16 protein-coding genes and 1 pseudogene are annotated in these 18,366 nt (G+C 61.1%); 8 read left to right on the forward strand and 9 right to left on the reverse strand.

What is annotated here, in order from left to right; genetic code table 11:
- Positions 1–76 precede the first annotated feature (76 nt).
- From AC07SI_RS14670 to fabB, 5 genes are all read left to right on the forward strand, one after another.
- Entirely contained in the window at positions 77–2,197 is a 2,121-nt protein-coding gene (locus tag AC07SI_RS14670; RefSeq protein WP_315974939.1) for a TonB-dependent receptor plug domain-containing protein, read from the forward strand.
- A 1-nt stretch (position 2,198) separates the two neighbouring features.
- A complete protein-coding gene (locus tag AC07SI_RS14675; RefSeq protein ID WP_495005959.1) occupies positions 2,199–3,134 on the forward strand; it encodes an ABC transporter substrate-binding protein in 936 nt (311 codons plus the stop codon).
- Positions 3,131–5,032 (forward strand): ATP-binding protein, encoded by a 1,902-nt coding sequence (locus AC07SI_RS14680; RefSeq protein ID WP_120448002.1) that lies wholly within the window; start codon positions 3,131–3,133, stop codon positions 5,030–5,032. Before AC07SI_RS14675 ends, AC07SI_RS14680 begins: the two co-directional genes overlap by 4 nt.
- 249 nt (positions 5,033–5,281) lie before the next feature.
- Positions 5,282–5,797, forward strand: coding sequence for a 3-hydroxyacyl-[acyl-carrier-protein] dehydratase FabA (gene fabA, locus AC07SI_RS14685; RefSeq protein WP_010211704.1), 516 nt, complete (start codon positions 5,282–5,284; stop codon positions 5,795–5,797).
- 11 nt (positions 5,798–5,808) lie between these two features.
- Complete coding sequence (fabB, locus tag AC07SI_RS14690) at positions 5,809–7,029, forward strand: beta-ketoacyl-ACP synthase I (protein WP_017134470.1); 1,221 nt, start codon at positions 5,809–5,811, stop codon at positions 7,027–7,029.
- 177 nt (positions 7,030–7,206) lie between these two features.
- Here the strand turns inward: fabB and AC07SI_RS14695 are convergent, their stop codons facing one another.
- The 3 genes and pseudogenes from AC07SI_RS14695 to AC07SI_RS14705 form a co-directional block, all read right to left on the reverse strand.
- Positions 7,207–8,070, reverse strand: coding sequence for a methyl-accepting chemotaxis protein (locus AC07SI_RS14695; protein WP_404940335.1), 864 nt, complete (start codon positions 8,068–8,070; stop codon positions 7,207–7,209).
- A pseudogene (locus tag AC07SI_RS14700) lies at positions 8,062–8,832 on the reverse strand (MCP four helix bundle domain-containing protein); the annotation flags it as partial. The gene AC07SI_RS14695 and the pseudogene AC07SI_RS14700, both read right to left, overlap by 9 nt.
- A 97-nt stretch (positions 8,833–8,929) precedes the next feature.
- Positions 8,930–9,952 (reverse strand): amidohydrolase family protein, encoded by a 1,023-nt coding sequence (locus AC07SI_RS14705; protein WP_201143839.1) that lies wholly within the window; start codon positions 9,950–9,952, stop codon positions 8,930–8,932.
- Between the two features lie 140 nt (positions 9,953–10,092).
- On the opposite strand from AC07SI_RS14705, the gene AC07SI_RS14710 reads away from it, so the two are divergent.
- Both AC07SI_RS14710 and AC07SI_RS14715 read left to right on the forward strand, forming a co-directional pair.
- Positions 10,093–10,509, forward strand: coding sequence for an OsmC family protein (locus tag AC07SI_RS14710; protein ID WP_495005960.1), 417 nt, complete (start codon positions 10,093–10,095; stop codon positions 10,507–10,509).
- A gap of 64 nt (positions 10,510–10,573) precedes the next feature.
- Complete coding sequence (locus AC07SI_RS14715; protein ID WP_495005961.1) at positions 10,574–11,440, forward strand: pirin family protein; 867 nt, start codon at positions 10,574–10,576, stop codon at positions 11,438–11,440.
- Positions 11,441–11,525: 85 nt separating this feature from the next.
- On the opposite strand, the gene AC07SI_RS14720 is transcribed toward AC07SI_RS14715, so the two are convergent.
- The 4 genes from AC07SI_RS14720 to AC07SI_RS14735 all read right to left on the reverse strand — a co-directional run bounded on the left by AC07SI_RS14720 (position 11,526) and on the right by AC07SI_RS14735 (position 15,347).
- Entirely contained in the window at positions 11,526–12,254 is a 729-nt protein-coding gene (locus tag AC07SI_RS14720) for a dienelactone hydrolase family protein (RefSeq protein WP_065901536.1), read from the reverse strand.
- Positions 12,255–12,427: 173 nt separating this feature from the next.
- Entirely contained in the window at positions 12,428–14,332 is a 1,905-nt protein-coding gene (htpG, locus tag AC07SI_RS14725) for a molecular chaperone HtpG (RefSeq protein ID WP_065901927.1), read from the reverse strand.
- 89 nt (positions 14,333–14,421) lie between these two features.
- Complete coding sequence (locus AC07SI_RS14730) at positions 14,422–14,874, reverse strand: PaaI family thioesterase (protein WP_106804690.1); 453 nt, start codon at positions 14,872–14,874, stop codon at positions 14,422–14,424.
- Positions 14,871–15,347, reverse strand: a complete 477-nt coding sequence (locus AC07SI_RS14735; protein WP_495005962.1) for a PaaI family thioesterase — start codon at positions 15,345–15,347, stop codon at positions 14,871–14,873. Before AC07SI_RS14735 ends, AC07SI_RS14730 begins: the two co-directional genes overlap by 4 nt.
- Positions 15,348–15,505: 158 nt before the next feature.
- On the opposite strand from AC07SI_RS14735, the gene AC07SI_RS14740 reads away from it, so the two are divergent.
- Positions 15,506–15,757 (forward strand): hypothetical protein, encoded by a 252-nt coding sequence (locus AC07SI_RS14740; RefSeq protein ID WP_065901929.1) that lies wholly within the window; start codon positions 15,506–15,508, stop codon positions 15,755–15,757.
- Between the two features lie 89 nt (positions 15,758–15,846).
- Here AC07SI_RS14740 and AC07SI_RS14745 read toward each other — a convergent pair whose 3' ends face one another.
- Positions 15,847–16,584, reverse strand: coding sequence for a DUF599 domain-containing protein (locus tag AC07SI_RS14745; protein WP_495005963.1), 738 nt, complete (start codon positions 16,582–16,584; stop codon positions 15,847–15,849).
- A 126-nt stretch (positions 16,585–16,710) separates the two neighbouring features.
- Positions 16,711–18,024, reverse strand: a complete 1,314-nt coding sequence (gene brnQ, locus AC07SI_RS14750) for a branched-chain amino acid transport system II carrier protein (protein WP_106804692.1) — start codon at positions 18,022–18,024, stop codon at positions 16,711–16,713.
- Positions 18,025–18,366: the final 342 nt, after the last annotated feature.

Genomic DNA, 18,366 nt, shown 5'->3' on the forward strand with positions numbered 1-18,366 from the left:
TTGCAAGTCCGACGACTGGCAAAAGACCCTACCTCAGTTAACATGGGCGGCTATCCGTAATTATCAAGGCCGTGCCGTGTATTTGGGCCCTCCTCCCCGTTCATCTCTGTGGCTGATGCTGTTGTGCAGTGCACCGGTATTGGCCGACGACCTGTTCCTCGACAGCCAGCCGCTGCCGCAAGTGTTGACCGCCACGCGCCTGAAGCAATCGGCCGCCGCGGTGCCCGGCAGCATGACCGTGATCGACAGCGAACTGATCAAGGCCAGCGGCGCACGCGACATCAGCGAACTGCTGCGCCTGGTACCGGGGATGATGGTTGGCTACACCACCGGCAACCAGGCGGCAGTGAACTACCACGGCACCAGCGCCAGCGATGCGCGGCGCATGCAGGTGCTGATCGACGGCCGCTCGGTGTACCGCGCCGGCCTGGCCACGGTGGACTGGAGCGATATCCCGGTGGCCATGGAAGACATCGAGCGCATCGAGGTTTTTCGCGGGCCCAACACCGTCAGTTACGGCGCCAATGCATTGATGGCGGTGGTCAATATCCTCACGCGCTCGCCGGCCAACAGCCATGGCTCAAGGGTCAAGGTGGTGCGCGGCGAACGGGGCATCAATGACTTCTATGCCAGCCAGGGCGTGGGCTGGGAAACCGGCGATCTGCGCTTGTCGCTGTCCGGCCAGCAGGACGACGGTTTCGACACTGACGCCAGCGGCGCCGATCGCCGTGACAGCCGCCGCCTCAACCGCTTCAGCCTGGCGGTGAGCCAGACGTTGAATGCGCAGCAGAGTATCGACTGGCAACTGGATGCCAAGGAAGGCACCAATCAACGGCCTTATACCTACACCCCGGTCTTCGCCGGGATTACCGAAGGCGGTAACAATTCCGACGTCAAGTCCAAGGACTATGCCGGCTCCCTGCGCTGGAATTTCGACTTCAACCCCGACCACAGCCTGTACATCCAGGGCTCTGCGCAACAGTGGGACCGCCAGCAAGTCTGGAAGGCCTGCGACGCCAAGGTCTCGTTCAGTCCGGAACTGACCCAGTTGTGGCAGATGAACCCCAACTACGCCGAGCTGCTCGCCCGCCATATGGACACCTACAGCCAGGGCAGCGCGCCACCCGGCAGCGCTGCCGAGCAAGCGCTGGCCAACCGGGTGCTGGACCAGTGGCGCGACGGCAACAACCAGAGCGTGTGCGGCGATATCGACCAGAGCACCCGCGAAAGCCGCTACGACATCGAGGTCCAGGACACCCTCAGCCTGTCCGACAGCCTGCGCCTGGTCAGCGGTATGAATTATCGCTACGACCGGGCCGATTCCGACACCTACTTCAACGGCACTCTGGACGACACTACCTGGCGCCTGTTCGGCCAACTGGAATGGCGCGCCAGCGAACATTGGCTGCTGCAGGGCGGTGCGATGTATGAAGACACGCACCTGAGCGGCAACTCGCTGACGCCACGGGTGGCGGTCAACTACCTGATCAACCCGCGCCACGGCCTGCGCGCGGTGTACTCCGAGGCAATCCGCTCGCCGGACATGTTCGAAAACAATGTCAACTGGAGCTATCGCGTCACCAACCTCAGCTCCCCGGCCTATGGCCAGACTAGCGGCCAGTACTTCGTGAAGACGCGCGGCCCGGGCAACCTCGACAAAGAACTGATGCGCTCGCGGGAACTGGGCTACAACGGTTTCTTTGCCGATATCGGGCTGAACATGGACGTCAAGCTGTTCTACGACGAAATCACCGACATGATCAGCTCGCCGCTGCGCAACAACCAGTACATTGCCAGCAACGCCAACAGCGCACGGTTCAGCGGTGCCGAATCGCAATTCGACTGGCGCATGAGCAACGCCGACCGCCTGCGGCTCACCTATGCTTATGTGGATGCCAGCTCCAGCAATCCGCTGGACAAAGCGCAGACCGCGCGTAACAGTGGCTCGGCCGGCTGGTTGCGCGAATGGGGCCACGGCTGGTCCAGCGCGCTGTTCTACTATGGCGACGACGCACTCAACCAATATCGCTTCGAACGGGTCGACCTGCGCGTGGCCAAGCGTATTGCCCTGGGCAAAGCGAATGTGGAGCTGGCCGGCATGCTGCAACAACGCCTCGATAACCAGCCCACGACATGGGCCGATAACAATTACGACCACCGTCACGTACTCTACTTCAGCGCGGAGTTAGAGTTCTGATATGGGCGACTCGTCACGGATGACCTTCTTCTTTATTGACCTCTACACACTCTGCCGGCGCAGCGTGCTGCTGGCCTGCCTGTTGCTGGCCACACCGACCTGGAGTGCCGAGATCCTGTTGACCGCCGCCGAGGACGGTGCCGGCGTGCAGGCTTTTACCAAGGCCCTGGCCGAGCAACGACCGCAGGACCATGTCACCTTCACGCCCCTCAAGGACCTGCCGGCCCCCAGCCACCTGCCGGCCACGACCCGCCTGATCCTGCTCGACCTGCCCGGCCTCGACTGGCGCCTGCAGGACGCCCAGGGCCCGCCGACCCTGGTGCTGCGCATCAGCCGCCTGCAAGCCCATGAACGGCCGGGCAGCACCCAACATTCACGCATTACCCTGCTGTGGAGCGACCCGCCGCTGGAGCGCCAACTGCGCCTGATCAACAATATCCTGCCGCAAGCACAGCGCATTGGCGTGCTCTACAGCGCCGACAGTGAATTCCTGCTGCCCGAGTTACGCCAGCAGGCCACGTTGCTGGGCCTGGAAATCGTGCCACAGCGCTGGGACAACATTAACGACAGCCGCCCGCTGCAATCGCTGTTCAGAAACAGCGACGTGCTGCTCGGCCTCGACGATCCACAACTCTACAACCCGAAAACCGCGAAGAACCTGTTGCTCAGCAGCTACGCCCAACAATTGCCGTTGGTGGGGCCGAACGCCGGGTTCGTGCGGGCCGGCAGCCTGGCCAGCACTTACAGCGACCAGGCCGACTGGCTGAGCGTGCTCGACCATTTGCTTGAACAACCGCCCGCCACCTGGCCGCGTGCGCTGTACCCAAGACACTTCAAAGTCGTCGGCAACCCGCAAGTTGCGCGCTCACTGGGCATCGAACAGGTGGACGACGCCAGCGTCGCCGCCCGATTGGCCGAAGGAGAAAAACACCCATGACCTTGCGTCGTCGTTGGGACATCAACACCCGCACCCAGCTCATCACCCTGGGCCCGGCGCTGTTGCTGACGTTGCTGTTGATCAGCTTCTTCACCTTCGTGCGTATCCAGGACCTGCGCCAGGAACTCGACCACACCGGCCAACTGATCGCCAACCAACTGGCGCCGGCCACCGAATACGGGGTGATTTCCGGCAACAACGACGTGCTCGACAGCTTGCTGCGCGCCACGCTGGCCACGCCGCATGTGCGCTTCCTGGAGATCCAGGACAGCAGCGAGAACATCCTCGTCTACGTCGAGCAGCCCTCGGAAAAACATGACCGCTCGCTGTCGGTGAAAGTCTTCCAGGCGCCGATCCGCCTCCAGCATATCCAGCTGGGCAACGACTTTTTCCAGGACAACCTCAACGAACCCAAGGCCCCCCGCGCGGACTACCTGGGCCGGGTGATTGTCGGCATGTCCAACGACGCGTTCAGCCAGCGCCAGCAGGAAATCCTGTTCAAGGCCGGGATCCTCGCGCTGTTCGCCCTGCTGTTTACCTTCCTGCTCGCACGGCGCCTGGCCGCCAGCCTGTCGCAGCCGATCAGCGCCATGGGCCACGCGGTGAAAGCCATCCAGCAAGGCGACTACAAGACGCCGCTGCCGATTGTCGATGACTCGGAACTGGGCGACCTGTCGCGGCATATCAACAACCTCGCCGAAGGCCTCAACCAGGCCAGCCGCGAACAGCAGCAGGCCATGGCGCAGTTGATCCAGACCCGCGAGGAGGCCGAGCGCGCCAACAACGCCAAGTCGGACTTCCTGGCGATGATGAGCCATGAGCTGCGCACGCCGATGAACGGCGTGCTGGGCATGCTGCAGTTGCTGGAAACCACCGAGATGACCGAGGAGCAGACCGAATATGCGGCGCTGGCCTCCGAGTCCACCGAGCACCTGCTCAAGGTCATCAATGACATCCTCGACTTCTCGCGCATCGAGCGCGCCGCCCTCGAGCTGGAGCACATTCCGTTCAACCTGGCGGACCTGATCAACAGCTGTGCCCAGGCCTTCCAGCACAGCGCCCAGCAGCGCGGGTTGGCGTTGCAACTACCGATCCCGCCCGGCATGGACACCCTGCGGGTGCAGGGCGATCCGACGCGTATCCGCCAGATCCTGGTGAACCTGATCGGCAATGCGCTGAAGTTCACCGAGCACGGCACCGTCAGCGTCGAGCCCCATTGGCAGACCCTGGACCATGAGCTGGTGTGGTTCACCTGCACCGTGCGCGACAGCGGCATCGGGATATCCGCCGAACGCCTGGAATTGATGTTCGATGCGTTCCAGCAGGCTGACAGTTCCATTTCAAGACGTTACGGCGGCACCGGCCTCGGCCTGCCCATCGCCCGTACCCTGGCCGAACGCATGGGTGGCACTTTGCGCGCCCAGAGCGAAGAAGGCCGTGGCTCGGTGTTTACCCTGGAAATCCCGCTGGCCATCGACCAGCACAGCGTGCCGGCGATTGCCGCCAACGCCGAAGGCAAGACCAGCGCCGGAGAGGGTCGCCATGTGTTGCTGGTGGAGGACAATCCGGTGAACCGCACGGTGGTCGAAGCCATGCTGCGCAGCCTGGGCTTCCAGGTCAGTCTGGCCACCGACGGCGCCGAGGCGATCCGCAGCGCCGAGAGCCTGATTTTCACTGCGATCCTGATGGATTGCCGGCTGCCGCTGATCGACGGCTATGAAGCGACCCGCCAGATTCGCCAGTTGCCGGGCTGCGCCGACCTGCCGATTATCGCCCTCACCGCGAACGCCCTGCAGGGCGACCGTGAGGCGTGTCTCGCAGCGGGAATGAACGATTACCTGGCCAAGCCGTTCAAACGCACGGATTTGCAGCAAATACTGCAGCGTTGGGTGCAATAGCGCCGCGCCATCAGCCACTTCCGACTGGCGTGAAAGACGAAAGTGCGGCAGTCTTAGGCACCCAAACGGGCCGATAAACAGGCCCGGTTTAAAATTTCAGTGAACAAGTGTACATTCAGTACCTTGCCGCTGTGACTTTCACTACAACGCAATAGTCTATGTGTAGGCTGCCGACATGAGGCATGAACGCTTCATTCGGTTCGGGAAGATTTGCCCTACCCTGCCGCATGGGATTATTGAGGAGCTCGCATGACCAAACAAAACGCCTTTACTCGGGAAGACCTGCTGCGCTGCAGTCGCGGTGAGCTGTTCGGCCCAGGTAACGCGCAACTGCCCGCCCCGAACATGCTGATGGTGGATCGCATCACCCATATCAGCGAAGAGGGTGGCAAGTACGGCAAAGGTGAATTGGTCGCCGAGCTGGATATCACCCCGGACCTGTGGTTCTTCGCCTGCCATTTCGAAGGCGACCCTGTGATGCCGGGCTGCCTGGGCCTCGACGCCATGTGGCAGCTGGTCGGTTTCTTCCTCGGCTGGCAGGGCCTGCCGGGCCGCGGCCGTGCTCTGGGTTCGGGCGAAGTGAAGTTCTTTGGCCAGGTCCTGCCGACCGCCAAGAAAGTCACCTACAACATTCAGATCAAGCGCGTCCTCAAGGGCAAGCTGAACCTCGCCATCGCCGATGGTTCGGTGAGCGTCGACGGTCGCGAGATCTATACTGCCGAAGGCCTTCGGGTCGGCGTATTCACTTCCACTGACAACTTTTAAGGGTTATCCGCATGCGCCGCGTCGTTATCACTGGTCTGGGCATCGTTTCTTGCCTGGGCAATGACAAAGAGACCGTCACCGCTAACCTGCGTGCAAGTCGCCCTGGCATCCGCTTCAACCCGGAATATGCCGAAATGGGTCTGCGTAGCCAGGTTTCCGGCTCCATCGACCTGCCCCTCGAAGAACTGATCGATCGCAAGATCTATCGCTTCGTCGGCCACGCTGCCGCCTATGCCTACCTGGCCATGAAAGACGCGATTGCCGACTCCGGCCTGAGCGAAGACCAGGTTTCGAACGTACGCACCGGCCTGATCGCCGGTTCGGGCGGCGCATCCACCCTGAACCAGATGGAAGCGCTGGACATCCTGCGCGAAAAAGGCGTCAAGCGTGTAGGCCCTTACCGCGTCACGCGGACCATGGGCAGCACCGTTTCCGCCTGCCTGGCCACGCCATTCCAGATCAAGGGCGTGAACTACTCGATCTCCTCCGCATGCGCGACCAGCGCCCACTGCATCGGGACTGCCGTTGAGCAGATCCAGCTGGGCAAGCAGGACATCGTGTTCGCCGGCGGCGGTGAAGAAGAACATTGGAGCCAGTCTTTCCTGTTCGACGCCATGGGCGCACTGTCCACCCAGTACAACGAAACCCCGGAGAAGGCCTCCCGCGCCTACGACGCCAAGCGTGACGGTTTCGTCATCGCCGGCGGTGGCGGCATGGTGGTGGTCGAGGAGCTGGAACACGCCCTCGCCCGTGGCGCCAAGATCTACGCGGAAATCGTCGGCTACGGCGCGACCTCCGACGGCTACGACATGGTTGCGCCAAGCGGTGAAGGCGCCATCCGTTGCATGCAGATGGCAATGTCCACCGTGGATACCCCAATCGACTACCTGAACACCCACGGCACGTCGACTCCGGTCGGTGACGCCAAGGAAATGGAAGGTGTGCGTGCGGTATTCGGCGACAAGGCGCCAGCCATCAGCTCCACCAAGAGCCTGTCCGGTCACTCCCTGGGCGCCGCCGGCGTTCACGAAGCGATCTACTGCCTGCTGATGATGGAAGGCAACTTCATGGCCGGTTCGGCCAACATCGACGAGATCGACCCGGTCGTCGCCGATATGCCGATCCTGACCAAGACCGTCGAAAACGCCAAGATCGACACCGTGATGAGCAACAGCTTCGGCTTCGGTGGCACCAACGCCACCCTGGTACTGAAACGCTGGCAGGGTAAGTAAGACCTGTAGCTCGACCCAATAAAAAGCCCCGACTGGTTCGGGGCTTTTTTGTGGGTGATTACAGGCGAGACCGCGGCGCCTCTATCGCAGGCAAGCCAGCTCCGGCATTTTGAAGTGTGAATACAGCCAAATGTGGGAGCTGGCTTGCCTGCGATGACGCCAGCTCGACCTGCTGCCCTACACCGAAAACCGCGCCACCATCGAATTCAGGTCCACCGCCAGCCGCGACAACTCCTGGCTCGCCGCACTGGTCTGGTTCGCCCCGGTCGACGTCTGGTGCGCCAGGTCGCGAATGTTCATCAAATTGCGATCCACCTCCCGCGCCACCGCCGCCTGTTGCTCGGAAGCACTGGCGATCACCAGGTTGCGCTCGTTGATCAAGGTAAACGCCGAGGCAATTTCCTCCAGTGCCATCCCCGCCGACTTGGCGATATCCAGAGTGGAACGCGCGCGACTGTTGCTCTGTTGCATCGAACTGACCGCCTGATCGGTGCCCTGCTGAATGCCGCTGATCATCTGCTCGATTTCCTGGGTCGATTGCTGGGTACGGTGGGCCAGGGCGCGCACTTCATCGGCCACCACCGCAAACCCGCGCCCGGCATCCCCGGCCCGCGCCGCCTCGATGGCCGCATTCAGTGCGAGCAGGTTGGTCTGCTCGGCAATCGAGCGGATCACGTCCAGCACCTTGCTGATGCCATAGACCTTTTGCGCCAGGTCCTCGACCTGCGTCACGTTGTCGGTCACGTCAGTGGCCAGCGCCTCGATGGACACCACCGTCTGGTGCACCTGCTCACGCCCTTGCTGGGCAATGCGGTCGGACTCGCGCGAGGCCTGGGAGGTGGCCACGGCGTTACTCGCCACTTCCTCCACCGCTGCCGTCATCTGGTTGACCGCCGTGGCCGCCTGTTCGATTTCCTGGTTTTGCTGATGCAGGCCGCGCGTGGCGTCCTCGGTGACACAACTGAGTTCCTCGGAAGCCGACGCCAACTGGTTCGACGACTCGGAGATACGCCGGATAGTGTCGCGCAGGTTCTCCTGCATGCCCTTGAGCGCCTGCTGCAGGCGCGCCGGCTCGTCGTTTCCGGTAACGCTTATGTCGCCGGTCAGATCGCCACTGGCGACGCCCTGGGCGACCTTCAACGACTGCGCCAGTGGCAACACAATGCTGCGCGTCAGCCACACCGCCAGCCCGATGGTAATCAACGCCGTGAGCACGATCATGCCGATCACCCAACTGCGCGACTGGCTGAACACACTCTGCGCCAGGCTTGCCGCCAGGTTGGCGTTGGTCTTATTCAGGTTGACCAGATCGCGCAGGGTCGCGGCCATTTCATCGGCGAGTTGATTCATTTCGCCGTTGACCACCCTGATAGCGTCCTCCAGCTGATTGGCCCTGGAAAACCCCATCACCTGTTCCTGGCGTTGCAGGTATTGCTGTTCCTGGACCTTGAAGCGGTCAAACAGCGTGCGCTCCTCGGGCAGCACGATCAGCGCTTCGTACAGGGTCTGCGCGTGATGCAAGCCGCTCTTGAGGTCATTGAGCTTGCGCTCGTTCTGCGCCAGCGCCTCGGGCTCGCGGTTAAGCAGCAAGCGCAAGGTCAGCGCGCGCACCCGCAACAGGTCCTGGCTCATCTCCCCCACCGCCATCACGCTGGGCAGCCAGTTGTTCTCCACCTGATCCGATTGCTGGCGCATATTGGCCATCTGCAACAGGGCAAAGCCGCCCAGGGCAAACACCATCAATGCCAGCACGCCAAAGCCCAAGCCGGCGCGTGGGGCGATATTCAAACTGCGAACATTCATTGCGTAGGTTCCTTCCAGAAGCGCTGCATCCACCTGCAGCCGGTCTCCTGAAAGTTATCGGCGTCCTCGCCCGATTGCGTAAGACCAAAACGCGATATCAACGAGGAGGCAAATCGCGAGGCGCTTTAGGCAGGATGGCCAGGAAGTTATCCCGAGCCACCTTGTGGGCAATGTCCTCAGGAAGCGCGTCGAGGAAGGGCTCGAAGCGGTGCATCTCCTTACCCAGCTTGTTGAAACGCCCTACCACGTCCGACCCCAGCATAAAACGCTCCGGGAAGCGCTCCACCAACGCTGTCCACTCTGGCCGAGGCTTGCCCGCGTCATCCAGCAAGTAAGGCGTGAGCATGCTCCAGGACAGGTCGATGTACAGGTTGGGATAGGCCTCCAGCAGCCGACTCAAGGTGGGCAGTAAAAAATCCATCTGCACCTGGTGGCGATGGATTTCCTTGCTGGTGCCGGCATGTGCCCAGATAAAGCGCGTGTGCGGGTGGTTGCGCAGCGACTCCTCCACCTCGGCCAGGTACAGCGGGTTACGTTCGCGCTTGGAGGTGATATTGGAGTGCAGCATCACCGGCAGGTCGTTCTCGGCCGCCAGGTGATAGATGCGGGTCATGGCTTCGTTATTCGCGCGCGGGGTATCGCCGGACGTCAGGGCGGTCAGGTCGTCGTGGCGGGTGAACACCTCGCCGATGCCCTGCCACAGCCCGGGATTGAGGTCGAGCATGCGCTGGATGTGCGCGGCCGAGTTCTTGTCGTTGGGGTTGAAGCCACTGAGGAAGGGATGAAAGTGCTGGCGCTGCTCAGGCGTCAGTTTCGTCACCGCAGCCGCAACGATCACATCGGTGGCACTGTACCAATAGGCATCGGCGTCATCACCGGCGTAGTAGCGCGGGCGCTTGGGTTCGTCTTCGTGCCATTTCTTCGCCACCGGGATACCGGAAATCATCACGTGCTCGATGCGGTTATCGGCCATGGCCTTGAGCAGCTTGTCCATGCCTGCCGTCTCCTGGAAAAAATCCACGTAATGCAGGTGCGCGTCGCTGTAGGCATAGTCACGCGCGTGGGCGGCCAGGCTGGTGGCAGCGAGTAACAGGGCAAGACTCAGGCGGGTCCAGGGCACGATAAAACCTCGATAGGGGCTGACTCTGGTAGACCTTGCGCGCCTTGCCGGGGTTCAGCCGGCAAAAATCGCGGAACACCGAAGTGCCAGCATGCTCTATAACTGCATGACCTTCATCCTGCCACCCTGTGAGGTTTGCCATGCCTGTTACCGTCAATACGTTGAACGCCGACAACTTCCGTCACAGCGTCAACATCAACAACCACGAGCTGTTTACCGACCTGCCCAAGAGCCTGGGCGGGGACGATTCGGCGCCCTCCCCCCACGACTACTTCGATGCCGCGCTGGCCTCGTGCAAGGCCTTGACCGTCAAGCTCTACGCCCAGAAAAAAGACATCCCGCTGACCGGCGTGACCGTGGAAGTCAGCCACGACGCCAGTGAAGAGCAAAAGGGTAAATACAAGCTCGCCGTCAAGCTGACCCTCAAGGGCGTGCTGACAGACGAGCAGCGCGACGAACTGCATCGCGTGGCGGATCGCTGCCCGGTGCACAAGCTGATGACCACGGCCGAAGTCACCATCCAGACAACATTGTCGGAAGGCGCCTTCAGCCAATAGCGGCAACCTCTCGTCGGGCGGGTTATGCTCAAAGCCACCTAACCCGCTCAGACTGGGATGCACCATGACCGCCCTCACTGTGATCCGCCCGCGCCCCGAAGATGTCGAAGGCCAGCCTATCCTGCGCCCGCTGCCTTCGCGGGAATGCCGCAGCGTCGGGCCTTTTGTGTTTTTCGACCATATGCTGCCCACCCGCTACGCACCAGGCAGCGGCATGAATATCCGCCAGCACCCGCATATCGGCCTGTCGACCCTCACCTACCTGTTCGACGGCGCACTGCAGCACAAGGACAGCCTGGGTTCGGACCAGGTGGTGCAGGCCGGCGATGTCAGCTGGATGACTGCCGGCAGCGCAATTGCCCACGTCGAGCGCACGCCCGAGGCGCTCAAGGCCAGTGGCTTCAGCCTGCACGGGCTGCAAGTGTGGCTGGCTTCGCCCAAGGACCACGAAAACGGACCAGGGCACTACAGCCATCACCCAGCCGCGAGCCTGCCGGTGAGTAACAATCTGGGTGTGACGATCCGCATGATCGCGGGCAGCGGCTTCTGCCTGAAATCGCCGGTGCCGGTGCTGTCACCCACGCTGTATGCCGAGGTGCAGATGCAGACGGCCACCACCCTGCTGATCCCGGATGAGCATGAGGAACGCGCCGTGTATGTGCTGGACGGTGAAGCGCAGTTGGACGGCGAGGGGCTGGAGGTCAACAGCCTGGTGGTGCTGGAGCCCGGGCAGGCAATGACGTTGTTTGCCGACAGTGATTGTCACTTGGTGGTGTTTGGCGGCGCGCCACTGGATGGGCCACGGCGGATCAATTGGAATTTTGTCGCGAGCGATCCGGCGCTGATCGAGCAGGCCAGGCAGCGCTGGGCGGCTGGGGATTGGCCAACGGTGCCGGGAGAAACCGACAGGATCGAGTTGCCCGTCAGATAGCCTTCGCAGGCAAGCCAGCTCCCACATTCAACTGTGTTGTGGGAGTGGGCTTGGCCGCTAAGACGCCCTGACAGGCGCTCAAGTTTCAGCCCTTGAACACTTCATCCAGCAAGTTATGCATCGACTGGAAAGCCCGCGCAGCGGTCTTTGCGTCGTACATCATCTTGCCCGGCACATTGGCATGCGGGTCGGTAAAGGAATGCACCGCACCGCCGTAGCTCAGCAGTTGCCAATCCACACCGGCCGCGTTCATTTCATCTTCAAAGGCCGGCAGTTGCTCTTTCGGCACCAACGGGTCGGAAGCACCGTGCAGCACCAGCACGGAACCCTTGATGTTCTTCGCGTCCGCCGGGTTCGGCGTGTCGAGGGTGCCGTGGAACGACACGGCAGCCTTGAGCGGCGCACCGGTACGCGCCAGCTCCAGAGAGCAGCAGCCGCCGAAACAGAAGCCAAAGGTGGCCAGTTTCGAGGTGTCCACTGCGGCTTCGGTCTGGCCTTGCAGTTGCTCAAACGCTGCTTGCATGCGCTTGTTCAACAACGGGCGGTCATTTTTCAGCGGCATCATCGCTGCGCCGGCTTCATCGCCGTTGGATGGGCGCACCGTTTGCCCGTACAGGTCGGCGATCAGCACCACATAGCCTTTGCTGGCGACGGTCTTGGCGATTTCTTCGGCCCCCGCACTCACACCCATCCAGTTCGGCGCCATCAGCAGACCCGGCAGCGGGCCCTTGTGGCTGGCATCGAATGCCAGGCGGCTTTCATAAGACTGGCCATCAATCTGATAGACCACGGAACGCACAGTGACTTGGCTCATCATTTACTCCAGTTGAGGTGTGTAGGCGCACGCTTGCTCGGGAAGAACGTCAACAATAGCGCGAGCATCCTGAATGAACGCAGTGCCATCGAGCTTTTCATCGACAGGCGAGCACCTGCAGTGAAGCGCTACAAATGAAAAAACCCGCCGAAGCGGGTTTTTCTACAACGGTGTTAAACCGACAGTTCCACCAACAGCTTGTTCAGTCGGCGCACATAGGCGGCCGGGTCTTTCAGGCTGTCGCCAGCGGCCAGGGCCGCCTGGTCGAAGAGGATGTGCGACAGGTCGCCAAAACGCTCTTCGCTCTGCTCGCCGTCGAGTTTCTCGATCAGCGGGTGAGCCGGGTTGAATTCGAAGATCGGCTTGGAGTCCGGTACCTTCTGGCCGCTGGCTTCCAGGATCTGACGCATCTGCATGCCCAGGTCCTGCTCGCCGATAGCCAGGATCGCCGGGGAATCGGTCAGGCGGTGGGAAACCCGCACCTCGCTGACCGCGTCGCCCAGGGACGCCTTGATCCGCTCAACCAGGCCTTCTTTGGACTTGGCGACTTCTTCGGCTTCTTTCTTCTCTTCTTCGGAGTCGAGGTTACCCAGGTCCAGGTCACCACGAGCCACGTCGACGAAGGATTTGCCGTCGAACTCGTTGAGGTAGCTCATCAGCCACTCATCGATACGGTCGGTCAGCAGCAGCACTTCGATGCCTTTCTTGCGGAAGACTTCCAGGTGCGGGCTGTTCTTGACCTGCGCGTAGGTTTCGCCGGTGAGGTAGTAGATCTTGTCCTGGCCTTCTTTGGCGCGTGCCAGGTATTCGGCCAGGGCAACGTTCTGCTCGCCGTCGTCGCCTTGGGTGGAGGCAAAACGCAGCAGGCCGGCGATTTTTTCCTTGTTGGCAAAATCTTCCGCCGGGCCTTCTTTCATGACTTGGCCGAAGTTTTTCCAGAAGCCCTTGTATTGCTCAGGCTCGTTCTTCGCCAGTTTTTCCAGCATGTCGAGCACGCGCTTGGTCAGCGCCGACTTCATCGAGTCGATGATCGGGTCTTTTTGCAGGATTTCCCGCGACACGTTCAGCGACAGGTCGTTGGAGTCGACCACGCCCTTGATGAAGCGCAGGTACAGCGGCAGGAAGGATTCCGCCTGGTCCATGACGAACACGCGCTGTACGTAGAGTTTCAGGCCTTTTGGCGCTTCACGCTGGTACAGGTCGAACGGCGCGCGGGCCGGCACATAGAGCAGCGAGCTGTATTCCAGCTTGCCTTCGACCTTGTTGTGGCTCCAGCTCAGCGGGTTTTCGTAGTCGTGACCGATGTGCTTGTAGAACTCCTGGTATTCCTCGTCCTTGATCTCGGTACGCGGACGGGTCCACAGCGCGCTGGCGCGGTTGACCACTTCCCATTCCTGGGCAGGTGCCTCTTCGCCTTCGGCGGCCGCTTGTTCTTTCGGCAGCTCGATCGGCAGGGCGATGTGGTCGGAGTACTTCTTGACGATGTTGCGCAGGCGCCAGCCATCGGCGAATTCATCTTCACCGGACTTGAGGTGCAGGACGATGCGCGTGCCGCGATCAGCCTTGTCGATCGTGGCGATTTCGAATTCGCCCTCGCCTTTCGAGGACCAATGCACGCCTTCGCTGGCGTCGAGGCCGGCGCGGCGGCTGAAGACTTCCACCTTGTCGGCGACGATGAAGGCCGAGTAGAAGCCCACGCCGAACTGGCCGATCAGGTGCGAATCTTTCTTCTGGTCGCCCGAGAGGTTTTTCATGAAGTCGGCAGTGCCGGATTTGGCGATGGTCCCCAGGTGGGTGATCGCGTCTTCGCGGCTCATGCCGATGCCGTTGTCTTCGAGGGTGACGGTCTTGGCGTCCTTGTCGAAGCTCACGCGGATTTTCAGTTCGGCGCCGCCTTCCAGCAATTCAGGCTTGGACAGGGCTTCGAAACGTAATTTGTCGACAGCGTCAGAGGCGTTCGAGATCAATTCGCGAAGGAAGATTTCCTTGTTGGAATACAGCGAATGGATCATGAGGTGCAGCAGTTGCTTCACCTCGGTCTGGAAGCCCAGGGTTTCCTTTTGAGTTTCCACACTCATGGTCATCAAACTCCAATTGGATGGCAGTGGCCGCGCCCTTGAGGGTTGGCGGCGGGTTGTCATCAAAGTTGGGGGCTAAGAGCAGGATTTCAAGGGCGGCCGACTTCCTCAATCTTGAAATGCGCGCGGGCGGTGGCGATGGGCTCAGCCTGCGTGCTTTGCCAGGCGGTGATCGCCACATTCGCCACCCGCCGGCCCTGGCGCCACACCTGGCATTTGGCGTAGGTGTCGCGAAACTGCCCGGCACGCAGGTAATCGAGGGAGAAATCGATGATTTTCGGGAAGCCCGGCGCGCCGGTGAACACCAGCAGATGCAGCGCGGCAGACAACTCCATAAAGCCTGCGATGACCCCGCCATGCAGCGCCGGCAATATCGGGTTACCAATATTGTCCTTGTTGGCCGGCAGGCGGAACAGCAACTCATCCCCAAGCCGGGTGCATTCGATACCGATCAGCTTGGCGTAGGGGATCAGTTCGAGCAGCGCTGCATAATCGCCGCGTTCATGGGCCTGCTCGAGGCGCGTCTTGAATCGATGGGTCATGCCTGCTCTCCCTTGATCGTGTTGCTCAACCCTTGCGCCCCTTTGAGACGCTTGCCCATGCGCATGAACGTGCCGACTACATGGGCGATGGGCTGCTGTGGGTCATCCTGGTAGGCAAAGCCGCGCGTGAAGATCACGTCGGCGGTCACCCGGTAGCATTGGGCAAATCCATAGACGGGCTGGTGCGGTGCGGCGGGATGCATGTAGTCGATACGCAGGTCGAGGGTCGGGCACACCTCGAACTCCGGCAACACGCACAGGGTGGCCATGCCGCAGGCGGTGTCCATCAGGGAGGTCAATGCGCCACCGTGAATGACGCCGGTACGCGGGTCGCCGACCAGTTGCGGCGCATAGGGCATGAGCAGCGTGATGCCCTCCTCGCTGGCCTGATGAGCGGTGATACCCAGCACCTGACAATGGCGCAAGGCCGATACAAAGCGCGACGCACGCTCTAACAAGGGATTTTCGGTCATTCGTTGAAGACTCTTATTAGTGATGATCGGTGCAATAGCCGGCGGGCAGGAAAGTTCCTTTGCACCGGTGGTTTATATATCTGTGGAATTAAAGGAACTAATGCAGAACGCCCATGCTCGAAAGGCCAGTAGATATCTTCAATAAGGAGAAACACCCCATGCGCAAGACTTTAGCTATTTCCATGATGTTGGCCGCTGCCCTCGGTCTCGCTGCCTGCGATAAGAAATCCGAAGACAAAGCCCAAGACGCCGCCGCACATTCCGAGCAAGCTCAAAAAGATATGGCGAAGGCTCAGGATAAAGTGAACGACGCTGCGAAAGAAAACGCCGATGCTGCCAAAGCTCAGGCTGAATCGAACGAAGCCGCCGCGAAAGAAGCAGCACCTGCTACCCCTGCCAGCGGTTCTTGATACCGCGGCTTGAAATAGCTTGGCTGCAAAAAGAAAGCCCGCTTAGATAGCGGGCTTTACTTTGCCTGGTGTTTTTATTTCAAGGTTACTTAAACCGACTCTTTAACCGCCTCCGGCGGCGGTGTGTCCGTCTGGGTATACACCATCACTTGCAGTACGTCGGAATGAAACTCGCGACGGTAGAGCACGACCACCACTCCGGCACTCATCAACATGAACAACCAGGGGCTGACAAACCACGCCAGCATGGTCATGCCGAAGTAATAAGCGCGCAGGCCGAAGTTGAACTGGTTGGCGGCCATGGAGATCACCCGCGCCGCGCGCAGCGCAAACGCCTTGCGCTCCTGCTCCGACACATGCCGCTCCCCCACCATCGGCGCCGAGCCGACCAGCACTGCCGCAAAGTTGTACTGGCGCATGCACCAACTGAACGTGAAGAACGCATAGACGAACACCAGGGCCAGGCACAGCAGCTTGATCTCCGACATGCCCTGGGACGCCTGCTGCACCATGGGAATGTCAGCCAGCAGCGACACCGCGCGCTCTGAGGCACCGAGCACGGTGAGAATGCCGGCCAGGATGATCAAGGTGCTGGAGGCAAAGAACGACGCGTTGCGTTCCAGGTTGCCGATCACACTGGCGTCGGCGATGCGGTTGTCGCGCAGCAGCATGCGGCGCATCCAGTCTTCGCGATACAGATGCAGCACACTGGCCAGGCACGCAGTGTCCCGGGCCTTCCAGGTGGCATAGCGGGTGTAGCCGCCCCAACACAGAACGAACCAGAGGGCGGCAAGCAGGTGGATCTGATTGGTTTCGACGAACGACATGGGGGTCCTATTAAGCGATGGTTGGGTGAACACAAGCCGGCTCCTACGGGATCGTGTTGCAAACACATAAAAAATGCCCCGTATCGATTGATACGGGGCATTTCCATGTAGCGTGAAGCCGGCTATTTAGGCGAGCGCTTCGCTGCGCTTGCCCAGCATGCGATCAATCACGAACGCCACGCCCAAGGTCATCACCGAAGGCACCAACCATGCCAGGCCCTGCTCGCTCAATGGCAGGTGCGCCAGTTGCGACGGCATCCAATCGGCCAGGCCAGCACCCTTGAGTGCGTCGATGCAACCGAAGATGAACGACACCAGCATCACCGGACCGACGATACGACCCTGTTCCTGCCAGAAATCTTTGCAGAAGCTCAAGGCCACCAGCACGATGCACGGCGGGTAGATCGCGGTGAGCACCGGGATCGAGAACGCAATCAGCTTGGTCAGGCCCAGGTTCGACACGAACAGCGAGAATAGCGCGAGGATCACCACCAGGGCCTTGTAGGACAGCGGCAGGACGCGGCTGAAATACTCGGCGCAGGCGCAGGTGAGGCCCACCGCAGTGACCAGGCACGCGAGGGAGATCAGCACCGCGAGGAAGCCGCTGCCCAGCGAACCGAACGTGTGCTGCACGTAGGCGTGCAATACCGCAGCGCCGTTACTGGCACCGGCAGCCACCGCATGGCTGCCCGAACCGAGGCGGAACAGACTGATGTAGACCAATGCCAGGCCGACGCCGGCAATCAGGCCGGCAATGATCGCGTAGCGGGTGATCAGCTTGGGCGATTCGACACCACGGGAACGGATCGCGTTGACGATCACGATGCCAAACACCAACGCGCCCAGGGTGTCCATGGTCAGGTAACCATTGATAAAGCCCTGGGAGAACGGCGCAGCCACGTACTCAGGGGTAGCCACGCCCACTTCGCCGGCCGGCAGGGCAAACGCGGCGATGCCGAGGATGGCCAGCGCGATGATTTTCAGCGGCGCGAGAAAACGCCCCACGGTGTCCAGCAGTCGGCCCGGATAGAGGGAGACGAAGAACACCACCAGGAAATACACCGAGCTGTAGAGAAACAGTGCCAGCGGACTTTCACCGGTCAACGGCGCCAGGCCGACTTCAAACGACACGGTTGCGGTACGCGGGGTGGCGAACAGCGGCCCTACCGCCAGATACGCCGCCGCCGCGAGCAGGCCACCGGCGATCTTGCCGATCGGGCTGCTCAACGCGTCCATGCCGCCGCCGACCTTGGCCAGGGCGATCACGGTGACCACCGGCAGGCCCACCGCAGTGATCAGGAAACCCAGCGCTGCCATCCAGACGTGAGGCCCGGACTGCAAACCAACGATTGGCGGGAAGATGATGTTGCCAGCGCCCACGAACAGGGCAAATGTCATGAAGCCCAGCGCCAGGACATCCTGGCTTTTCAACACTTTCATTTGAGGAAATACCACACTACTGAATCGGAATTTAGAGAGGGATTCCCTATGGATGAGGGAAATACTGCCGGCCCTGATGGGGACCGACCGGTCTAGCGCGCAGCTTCCTTTTGGGATGCGGACGCATAAAGAGGCGGCTAGATTACAGAATTAGCCTGACAAACGCACTGTTGCGGGGCGGACTGTCCGATAAGCGACACTTTGATGTCGCATCTGTATATCTAAATGCTGGAACGCAATCGAGTGTGGGAGCGGGCTTGCTCGCGAATGCGGTGGGTCAGCACTAAATGTATCAACTGATAGACCGCATTCGCGAGCAAGCCCGCTCCCACATTTTGATTT

Source organism: Pseudomonas sp. GW821-FHT05D12 (assembly GCF_059419825.1).

Coding starts and splice junctions, on each gene's coding strand:
- AC07SI_RS14675 (WP_495005959.1), top strand. CDS start 2,199: ATGGGCGACTCGTCACGGATGACCTTCTTCTTTATTGACCTCTACACA.
- AC07SI_RS14680 (WP_120448002.1), top strand. CDS start 3,131: ATGACCTTGCGTCGTCGTTGGGACATCAACACCCGCACCCAGCTCATC.
- fabA (WP_010211704.1), top strand. CDS start 5,282: ATGACCAAACAAAACGCCTTTACTCGGGAAGACCTGCTGCGCTGCAGT.
- fabB (WP_017134470.1), top strand. CDS start 5,809: ATGCGCCGCGTCGTTATCACTGGTCTGGGCATCGTTTCTTGCCTGGGC.
- AC07SI_RS14695 (WP_404940335.1), bottom strand. CDS start 8,070: ATGCAGGAGAACCTGCGCGACACTATCCGGCGTATCTCCGAGTCGTCG.
- AC07SI_RS14710 (WP_495005960.1), top strand. CDS start 10,093: ATGCCTGTTACCGTCAATACGTTGAACGCCGACAACTTCCGTCACAGC.
- AC07SI_RS14715 (WP_495005961.1), top strand. CDS start 10,574: ATGACCGCCCTCACTGTGATCCGCCCGCGCCCCGAAGATGTCGAAGGC.
- AC07SI_RS14720 (WP_065901536.1), bottom strand. CDS start 12,254: ATGAGCCAAGTCACTGTGCGTTCCGTGGTCTATCAGATTGATGGCCAG.
- htpG (WP_065901927.1), bottom strand. CDS start 14,332: ATGAGTGTGGAAACTCAAAAGGAAACCCTGGGCTTCCAGACCGAGGTG.
- AC07SI_RS14730 (WP_106804690.1), bottom strand. CDS start 14,874: ATGACCCATCGATTCAAGACGCGCCTCGAGCAGGCCCATGAACGCGGC.
- AC07SI_RS14735 (WP_495005962.1), bottom strand. CDS start 15,347: ATGACCGAAAATCCCTTGTTAGAGCGTGCGTCGCGCTTTGTATCGGCC.
- AC07SI_RS14740 (WP_065901929.1), top strand. CDS start 15,506: ATGCGCAAGACTTTAGCTATTTCCATGATGTTGGCCGCTGCCCTCGGT.
- AC07SI_RS14745 (WP_495005963.1), bottom strand. CDS start 16,584: ATGTCGTTCGTCGAAACCAATCAGATCCACCTGCTTGCCGCCCTCTGG.
- brnQ (WP_106804692.1), bottom strand. CDS start 18,024: ATGAAAGTGTTGAAAAGCCAGGATGTCCTGGCGCTGGGCTTCATGACA.